General features: G+C 42.9%; 9 protein-coding genes. 3 read left to right on the top strand and 6 right to left on the bottom strand.

Going from position 1 to position 8,005, the window contains the following annotated elements; all coding sequences use genetic code 11:
* Positions 1-61 precede the first annotated feature (61 nt).
* Genes BM378_RS03565 through pspF form a run of 6 tightly spaced genes read right to left on the bottom strand, consistent with a single transcriptional unit; the run spans position 62 to position 6,428 of the window.
* A complete protein-coding gene (locus BM378_RS03565) occupies positions 62-823 on the bottom strand; it encodes an ATP-binding cassette domain-containing protein (RefSeq protein WP_036969818.1) in 762 nt (253 codons plus the stop codon).
* Entirely contained in the window at positions 823-1,815 is a 993-nt protein-coding gene (locus tag BM378_RS03560; protein WP_036969815.1) for a peptide ABC transporter ATP-binding protein, read from the bottom strand. The genes BM378_RS03565 and BM378_RS03560 overlap by 1 nt, the downstream gene beginning before the upstream one ends.
* Before the next feature lie 2 nt (positions 1,816-1,817).
* The gene (locus BM378_RS03555) at positions 1,818-2,711 is read right to left on the bottom strand and encodes an ABC transporter permease subunit (protein ID WP_036969812.1); all 894 of its coding nucleotides are present in this window, start codon (positions 2,709-2,711) and stop codon (positions 1,818-1,820) included.
* Positions 2,698-3,732, bottom strand: a complete 1,035-nt coding sequence (locus BM378_RS03550) for an ABC transporter permease (RefSeq protein ID WP_074988628.1) — start codon at positions 3,730-3,732, stop codon at positions 2,698-2,700. The genes BM378_RS03555 and BM378_RS03550 overlap by 14 nt, the downstream gene beginning before the upstream one ends.
* Positions 3,732-5,339 carry an ABC transporter substrate-binding protein gene (locus BM378_RS03545; protein WP_074988627.1) on the bottom strand — a complete coding sequence of 536 codons (1,608 nt, stop codon included), beginning with the start codon at positions 5,337-5,339 and terminating at the stop codon, positions 3,732-3,734. The genes BM378_RS03550 and BM378_RS03545 overlap by 1 nt, the downstream gene beginning before the upstream one ends.
* Before the next feature lie 15 nt (positions 5,340-5,354).
* Positions 5,355-6,428, bottom strand: a complete 1,074-nt coding sequence (gene pspF / locus BM378_RS03540; protein WP_036969799.1) for a phage shock protein operon transcriptional activator — start codon at positions 6,426-6,428, stop codon at positions 5,355-5,357.
* Positions 6,429-6,616: 188 nt separating this feature from the next.
* On the opposite strand from pspF, the gene pspA reads away from it, so the two are divergent.
* The 3 genes from pspA to pspC are packed head-to-tail and all read left to right on the top strand — an operon-like array spanning position 6,617 to position 7,968.
* The gene (gene pspA / locus BM378_RS03535; protein WP_036969796.1) at positions 6,617-7,279 is read left to right on the top strand and encodes a phage shock protein PspA; all 663 of its coding nucleotides are present in this window, start codon (positions 6,617-6,619) and stop codon (positions 7,277-7,279) included.
* Between the two features lie 57 nt (positions 7,280-7,336).
* Positions 7,337-7,570: an envelope stress response membrane protein PspB gene (gene pspB / locus BM378_RS03530; RefSeq protein ID WP_036969793.1), complete on the top strand. Its 234-nt coding sequence runs from the start codon at positions 7,337-7,339 to the stop codon at positions 7,568-7,570.
* Complete coding sequence (gene pspC, locus BM378_RS03525) at positions 7,567-7,968, top strand: envelope stress response membrane protein PspC (protein WP_036969787.1); 402 nt, start codon at positions 7,567-7,569, stop codon at positions 7,966-7,968. The genes pspB and pspC overlap by 4 nt, the downstream gene beginning before the upstream one ends.
* The last annotated feature ends 37 nt before the right edge of the window (positions 7,969-8,005 follow it).

Here is an 8,005-nt window from a genome sequence, read left to right as displayed (position 1 = left end):
AAATCGTGCCGAGTGTAGGAGGCGTTTTAACGCCGAATTAAGCGTAAAGCGTTAAGGTAAATCAACAACTCAGCAATTTCTGTGTTACGGATGATTGCGGGTTTTGGAAAATCGTTTCAGTTTGGCCGTATTCGACAATCTCGCCGTGATCAAGCACCACAAGTTGATCGCTAATATGGCGCACTAAACTTAAATGGTGAGTGATCAGGACATAGCTAAGGCCCGTTTCTTTTTGTAAACGTAGTAATAAGTTTACCGTTTGAGCACGCACAGAGGGGTCTAGCGACGATAAAGCCTCATCAAGCACCACAACCTTAGGATCTAGAATTAAAGCGCGTGCAAGCGCTATACGTTGCAATTGACCACTACTGAACATATGCGGGTAATAATGACGATGGTCTAACAAGAGCCCGACTTTTGCTAACGTTTGTTTAATTTTCTCTTCGCGAGCGGCTTTGTCTAGATCAGTATTATATTGTAAGCAGTCGTTTAGCATGTCACCAATAGTGAGGCCAGGGTTGAGTGAGGCTTCAGAATCTTGGAATATAAGGCGAATATGACGACAGTCATTATCGCGAAGCCCATCATTTTCAATGATGTTACCATCGAGTAAAATTTGCCCTTTATCTGCGTTGTCTGCACCTGCTAATAGTTTTGCAAGGGTGCTTTTACCTGAGCCTGTTTCACCAATAATGGCGATAGTTTCGCCTTGGCCTAAACAAAATGAAATGTCTTTCAGCACCGTAAAACGCTTGCGTGAAAAGAGTCCTGCACGCAAATTAAAACTTTTCGATAGGGCTTGCACTTTTAGCAGTGGTTGCATTATTTCATCGCCTTAATTAATGGGAAGTGACACGCATAACTATGACCATGATGTTTCGTCAATTTAGGCGTTACCACACACGCTTTTTGTGCTTGTGGGCAACGGGGGCCAAGTCGGCAACCTATCGGCAAATGTTGCAAGGTTGGAATCGTGCCTTTGAGCGCATAAAAGGGTTCTTTATGTGCCAAACCTTGCTCGTAGTCAGGTAAGCTCTTTAATAATGCTTGTGTATAAGGGTGGTGTGGCTGACTAAATATACGGCTTGTAGGGCCTGCTTCAACCATTTGCCCGCAGTATAAAACATGCATCCCATGCGACCAGTCTATGATCTCTTCAAGCTCATGAGAGATCATTAAAATTGACATGTTTTTTAACAGGTTCAAACTTTTTAATAATCTAAAAACTTGTGCACGAGTCGTGCTCTCAAGGGCTGTGGTTGGTTCATCGGCGATAAGTAATTTAGGAGTACGAGCAATCGCCATCGCTATCATCACTTTTTGGCAGATACCTTCTGAAAGCTCATGAGGATAGCTGTCGAGCACTTTTTTGTGATCTTTAATTCCCACTTTATGAATAAGTGCTTTTACGCGGTCTTTACGTTGGCGATTTCGTTTTAAGAAAAAGCCACTGGTTGCTTCAACGGGTAAGGTTTCGGCAATTTGATCAAATATTTTTGCTGTGGGGTCCAAGCAGCGGCTTGGATCTTGGTAAATCATGGCAATATCTTGACCAACTAATTTACGGCGTTGCTCATTGGATAGACGCATTAAGTCAACACCGCGCCAGTGCATTCTGTCAGCAGTGATATGCCAGCGCTTATTCAACACCCCAACAATGGCTTTCGCGATTAAGCTTTTGCCAGAGCCTGACTCACCAACCAGCGCATGAACCTCACCTTCTTTAAGGGTGAGGCTCACTTTATCAACCGCACGAATTACCGTATCAGAGGTGCGTAACTCTATCGTGAGATTGCGAATATCGAGTAATTGCATAACTAGTCGGCCTTACGTTCTTTAAGCACTTGGCGTAAACCATCACCCACTAAATTGGTAGACAGCACAGCTAAAAATAATAATACGCCGGGTAAACCCACAGTCCAAGGGGCAAGGTAAATTAAACCAAGGTTTTCGGCCAAAATCGCACCCCATTCAGTGGTTGGCGGCTGTGCACCGAGCTTTAAAAAGCCCAGTGCTGAGATATCTAATATTGCTGTAGAAAGTGCCATTGTGAATATAACGACGATATGTTCGTAGATATTCGGGAAAATTCCTCGGGCTAATATGTGCCAGTTAGACGCACCATCTAGTTTAAAGGCGGTGATATAATCTTTATTGAGCTCTTCAACAATCAAATTTCGAACAGAGTGAATAAACTGTGGCAGTAGAGCAAGGATAATTGCCCACACGGTGTTCATTAAGCCAGGACCAAGAATCGCGATAATAATTATGGCTAAAAGTAACGAGGGAATCGACAAGGTAATGTCGAGTAAGTGATTTAAAAAGCTTGAACGAATACCACGACTAATGCCCGCAAAAGTGCCTACCAAAACCCCAATAACCGTGGTGATAAGGGCTGCTACAACAGATAAGCCAAATGTGTAAGTTGCGCCATTCATTAATCGCGACAATACATCGCGACCTAAATCATCGGTGCCTAATAGAAACCGAACATCACCGGCATCATGCCATGATGGCGGCAATAATAACGCATCGCTGTGCTGCTGGTTTACGCCATAAGGGGCAAGTAAAGGGGCTGATGCAGCCAGTAAAGCAAAGGCAATAAATAACCATAAGCCAACAAGTGCAGGGTGGTTGGTTTTAAATTTACGCCAAAATCGCGCCAACGGCGATTTATTCGACTCTTCAGAGAATAAATTAAACTTTGCCATGAGCTTGGTTCCGCGAGAGTGGGTCGAATAGAGTGTAAGTGAGCTCTGCGACAATCGTTGCTAAAATTACGAACATAGACACAGCCAATAAGCCGCCTTGAATAGCGGGGTAATCGCGTTGATAAATACTGTCAATTAACCATCGGCCTATGCCGGGCCATGAGAAAATGACCTCGGTGATCATCGCAAGGGTGATCAGCGTACTAAATTGTAAGCCGATTTGCTTTATCACAGGCAATAACGCATTTCTAAGGGCATGATGAATAATGAGCTGGGCGCGGTTTAACCCTTTAGCACGTGCTGTTTTAATGTAACTTTGATCAAGCACTTTGAGCATTGAATCGCGCGTAAAGCGCACCAACACGGTTGTTGGGTACATAGCCAAAACGATAGTTGGCAATGTTAGGTGGTGTATTGCATCCACAAAAGCCATGCCATGATACGGAAAGTCTCCCGCAATGATATCTATCAAAATGAAACCTGTGACAGGTTCAATCTCGTAAAGTAACCCCATACGACCCGACATCGGAAACCAGCCTAACTGCAGTGAAAACACCATTATTAACAGCAGTGCTAACCAAAATACGGGCATTGAATAGCCAATGAGTGTGCCTGAGTTAATGAATTTATCGGGCCAACGTCTGTAATAAGCAGCGGCTAAAATACCGCTTGGCACGCCGACGACCACTGACACGATAAGCGCATAGGTACTCAGCTCGAGTGTGGCAGGAAATAGGTCAACAATATGCTGAAATACACTTTCACCAGAGGCGAACGATACCCCCCAATCTCCTTGGACGATGCGCTCTAAAAACGCGAAGTATTGCACGGCATAATTTTCAGTAAAGTGGAACTTTTCTTCAAGCACGCTGGTTTGCGAAAAAGTGCTGTTGGTAATACCACTTAAATTGGTTAAGGCATCACCGGGGAATAAATAGCTTAACGAAAAAGTAAAAATACTTAATGTCAGCATCATAAACATTAACAGCGCTAAGCGACGAAGAATATAATCAAGTATCATTATTCTTTCCTCGCATTAGCCAGTGAAATACCGCCAAACGGGCTTAAACTTATCCCTTTCACATCGCTGCTAGATGCTTGAAAACGCATGCCGTGGGCAATTGGCAGAATCGGCAACTCTTGTACAATAATGCGCTGAGCTTGATTGTAAAATTGCTTCCGTTTTTCTAAATCGGTGGTGTCGAGCGCTTGAGTGAGTAATAAATCAAATTCAGGGTTACACCAGTTTGCCGGATTTTTACCACTAAAAGTTGCTGTGCAACTTAGCAATGGGCTCATAAAGTTGTCGGGATCGGGCGTATCGGCTGCCCAGCCGAGTAACACGCTATCGTGACGGTGTTCGCCAACGCGTTGTAAAAAGGTATTCCATTCGTATTCCACAATACTCACGTTAACCCCGATTTTGCGCAGATCACTTTGCATCAGCTCCGCCATTTTACGGGCATTTGGGTTATAAATTCGGCTGACTGGCATGGCCCAGATATTCATATCAAAGCCATTTTTATAGCCGGCCTCTGCAAGCAGTGTTTTTGCAAGTTCAGGATTGAATTCAGGCATCGCTTTTTGTGCTTCAAAAGCCCAAGAGGCAGGGGGCAGTAACGATTGCGCTTTAATACCATTACCGTAGTAAACTGCTTGCATGATTTTGTCGACATCAATTGCGCTGGCCAGTGCTTGGCGCACACGAATATCATCAAACGGTGGACGCTCAGTATTAAATGCCCAATAACCAATATTAAGGTTTTGCTCTTTTTGAACGTTAATATCGTCTCGTTCAGCTAAAATACTTAATTGTGCGCTGCTAGGGTGAGCGGTTACATCGCATTCTTTGGTCAGCATTTTGGCAACTCGGGTGGTGCCATTTGGCGTTATATCGTAAACCAATTGCTCAAGCACCACAGGGTGTTTCCAATAATCAGGATTACGGTAATAGCGAATTAAGCGATCGCGACGGTATTCTCTGTACACATAAGGGCCCGTGCCAACGGGGTACTGGTCAAAGAGGTTTTCTTGCTTTCGATCTTTTAATTGCATGGCGTATTCTTTTGATAGCACCACGGCAAAATCGGTTGCAAGGTTCGCTAAAAAGCTGCTTTCAGCATTATAAAGTTCAAAGCGCACCTGGTAGTCAGAAACACGCACAATGCGGCGAATTAATTGATCAATACCGACACTTTGAAAATACGGGTAATTGGCATCACCCACAAAATGATAGGGATTGTATACATCAAATAAGCGACTAAAGGTAAAAATGACGTCATCGGCATTAAAATCACGGCTCGGTGTAAAGTACTTGGTAGTATGAAACTTCACCCCTTTTCGTAAAGTAAAAGTGATGGACTTGCCGTCTGGACTGATTTTCCAATCGGTGGCAAGTTCCGCCTGAAATTCAGCAGACACAGGGTCGATACTCAATAGGCGGTCATAAAGCTGATTAGCAATAATATCAATGGTTGAACCCGTGGTCGTTACTTGTGGATTAAACGACACCGGGTTAGCCTCAGCGCAATACACTAAGCCCTGATTTTTTTGTTCAGTGGTTTTTTCTTCGCTATCTAGGCAGCCTACTAAGCATACCAAAGACAAAGCAAGTAACGGTTTATACACCTGATTAGCCTCTAACTATTGCTGCTGGTCTAATAAATTGTATTTTTTCAAATAGCCACGTAATTGATGATACGTTAATTCGAGCTGTTCTGCAGTTTTCTTTTGATTAAATTGACTGTGTTCCAATGCTTTTTTTATGACATCAATTTCAAAGTCATTGGAAAGTTGTTTCAAGTTACAAGGAAACTGAATTTCAGGTTTGCTTAGTGATACTGACTCTTGCGCCTGTGAAGGGGGTGTAACCGCATGTTCTATATGTGCAATTGGTGCACTGTTACTACTGCCTTTAATACGTTGCTTAGGTCTGAATTTGCTGGCAAATGGGTCTAAAATAATCTGGTGAACGGGAATATGTTCATTGCCGTGACGATACAAACTTCGTTCAACAACATTTTTTAATTCACGAATATTACCCGGCCAGTCGTATGACTGCAGTGTTTCGGTAGCGCTACGAGTAAAGCCACTAAATAGCTCCCACTCAAGATCACGCGCCATATTAATCGCAAACTGTTCTGCAAGTAACATAATATCTTCTTGGCGTTCACGAAGCGGGGGCAGGGTAATAACATCAAAAGCGAGACGATCAAGTAGGTCGCTTCTAAACTCACCTTGCTCTGCAAGACTTGGTAGGTCTTCATTTGTTGCGCACACAAGGCGAGTATCTACTTTAACGGTTTGCTTACCGCCGACACGCTCAAACTCACCATATTCAATAACGCGTAACAGTTTTTCTTGCACCATCGCTGAGGTGTTGGCTAATTCATCTAAAAACAGCGTGCCACTGTTGGCGCGTTCAAAGCGACCTTCATGGCGTTTACTTGCTCCGGTAAAAGCCCCGCTTTCATGGCCAAATAATTCACTTTCGAGTAGGTTCTCGTTAAGCGCCGCACAGTTGAGCTTGATATAGTTCTGTTCCCAGCGTTTCGATAAAAAATGTAAACGCGCTGCAATCAGTTCTTTACCTGTACCGCGTTCACCAATAATAAGCACTGGTTTATCTAAACTAGCCAGCTGTGATACTTGATCCAGCACGCTTAAAAAGCTGTCAGATTGGCCGAGTAAATTATCCTGTTGGCGAAATTGGCTCATATTCCCTAACTCTTAGTCATTTTTACTAAGATCTAGTGTATTTCATTATCTGAGAGAACTAAAGAAATTTATAAATTTAGTTTAACTGTTTGAATATATTAAGTTATTCTAGCTTTATAAAAGTTGGCAAGCATATTGATACTAGATATACCAACTGATTAAGTTAAAACACCAAAGAGGTAAATGTTATGGGAATTTTTTCACGTTTTGCAGACATCGTTAATTCTAATATCAATGCCATCTTAGATAAAGCAGAAGACCCAGAAAAAATGGTTCGTCTGATCATCCAAGAGATGGAAGATACATTAGTAGAAGTACGCTCTACGTCAGCAAAAACACTTGCTGAGAAAAAAGAATTAGTACGTCGCGTTGATACATTAAAAGTACAGGTTGCTGATTGGCAAGAAAAAGCGGAGTTAGCACTAAGCAAAGACCGTGATGACTTAGCGCGTGCAGCACTGATTGAAAAGCAAAAGTCTGCGGATGCTGTGGCTGCCGTTGAGTCTGAGCTTGAGCATGTTGAATCTCATATTGCAAAGCTTCAGCAAGAAGTAAGCACGTTACAAGAGAAGCTGGCTGATGCTAAATCACGTCAAAAAGCGATTATTTTACGTCAACGTTCAGCTGAGTCACGTTTAGAAGTGAAAAAAGCGCTTGATAGCTCAAAAGTGGAAGATGCGCTAAACCGCTTCGAACGTTACGAAAACAAGATCGATGGTCTAGAATCTCAAATAGAGTCTTATGATCTTGGTAAAAAATCATTAGCTGACGAAATTGCGGGTCTACAGCAAGACGAAAAGATTGATGATGAGCTTGCTGAGCTTAAGAAAAAACTGGCAGATAAAAAATAAAAAATGGGGGCAAGTCCCCCAATGCTTAAACACATAACGGATTGACAGGAGAGAATCATGTTCGACGCAGAAGTTTTGATGGCACCCATTATTGTATTTATGGTGGTTGTTGCCCCACTTTGGCTTATTTTACACTACCGTAGTAAAAAGCAAGTGAGTCAAGGTTTAAGTGAACACGAACATCGCCAGCTGTTAGAGCTTGCACAAAAAGCAGACAAAATGGCAGAGCGAGTTGAAACATTAGAAGCCTTACTTGATCAAGAGGCTCCACAGTGGAGACGTAAAGTATGAGTACCAAACGCGAATTATTCAGAGACGCAGAGCGCGGTAAAATAGCCGGTGTGTGCGCGGGTATCAGCGACTACTTTAATATGGAGCTTTGGCTCGTACGTATTCTTGTCGTCACCGCAGTGTTGTTATCGGGTGGGCCATTTATTGTTGTTGCTTACATTGCCGCGTGGTTTATTTTAGATAAGAAACCATCAGAGAAAACAATGAAAACTGGCGACAGTATTCACCAAGACCCGCTTGAAGTGAAATTTAAAGTATGGCAAAAAGGGGAACCACCTCGCCGTGCACTGCAAGATTTAAAAGAGCGCCTTGCGCGAGTTGATGGTCGTTTACAAGAGATGGAACGCTATGTCACCTCAACTGAATTTACGGTTAGCCGTGAAATTAACAAACTTTAAAGGATTTTAAAGCACCTTGTTTGCAATGTGAAACCAA

The organism is Pseudoalteromonas lipolytica (assembly GCF_900116435.1).
Lineage (GTDB): Bacteria > Pseudomonadota > Gammaproteobacteria > Enterobacterales > Alteromonadaceae > Pseudoalteromonas > Pseudoalteromonas lipolytica.
Note: the sequence above shows the minus strand (reverse complement) of the source record. Positions and strands in the feature narration are given on the sequence as shown.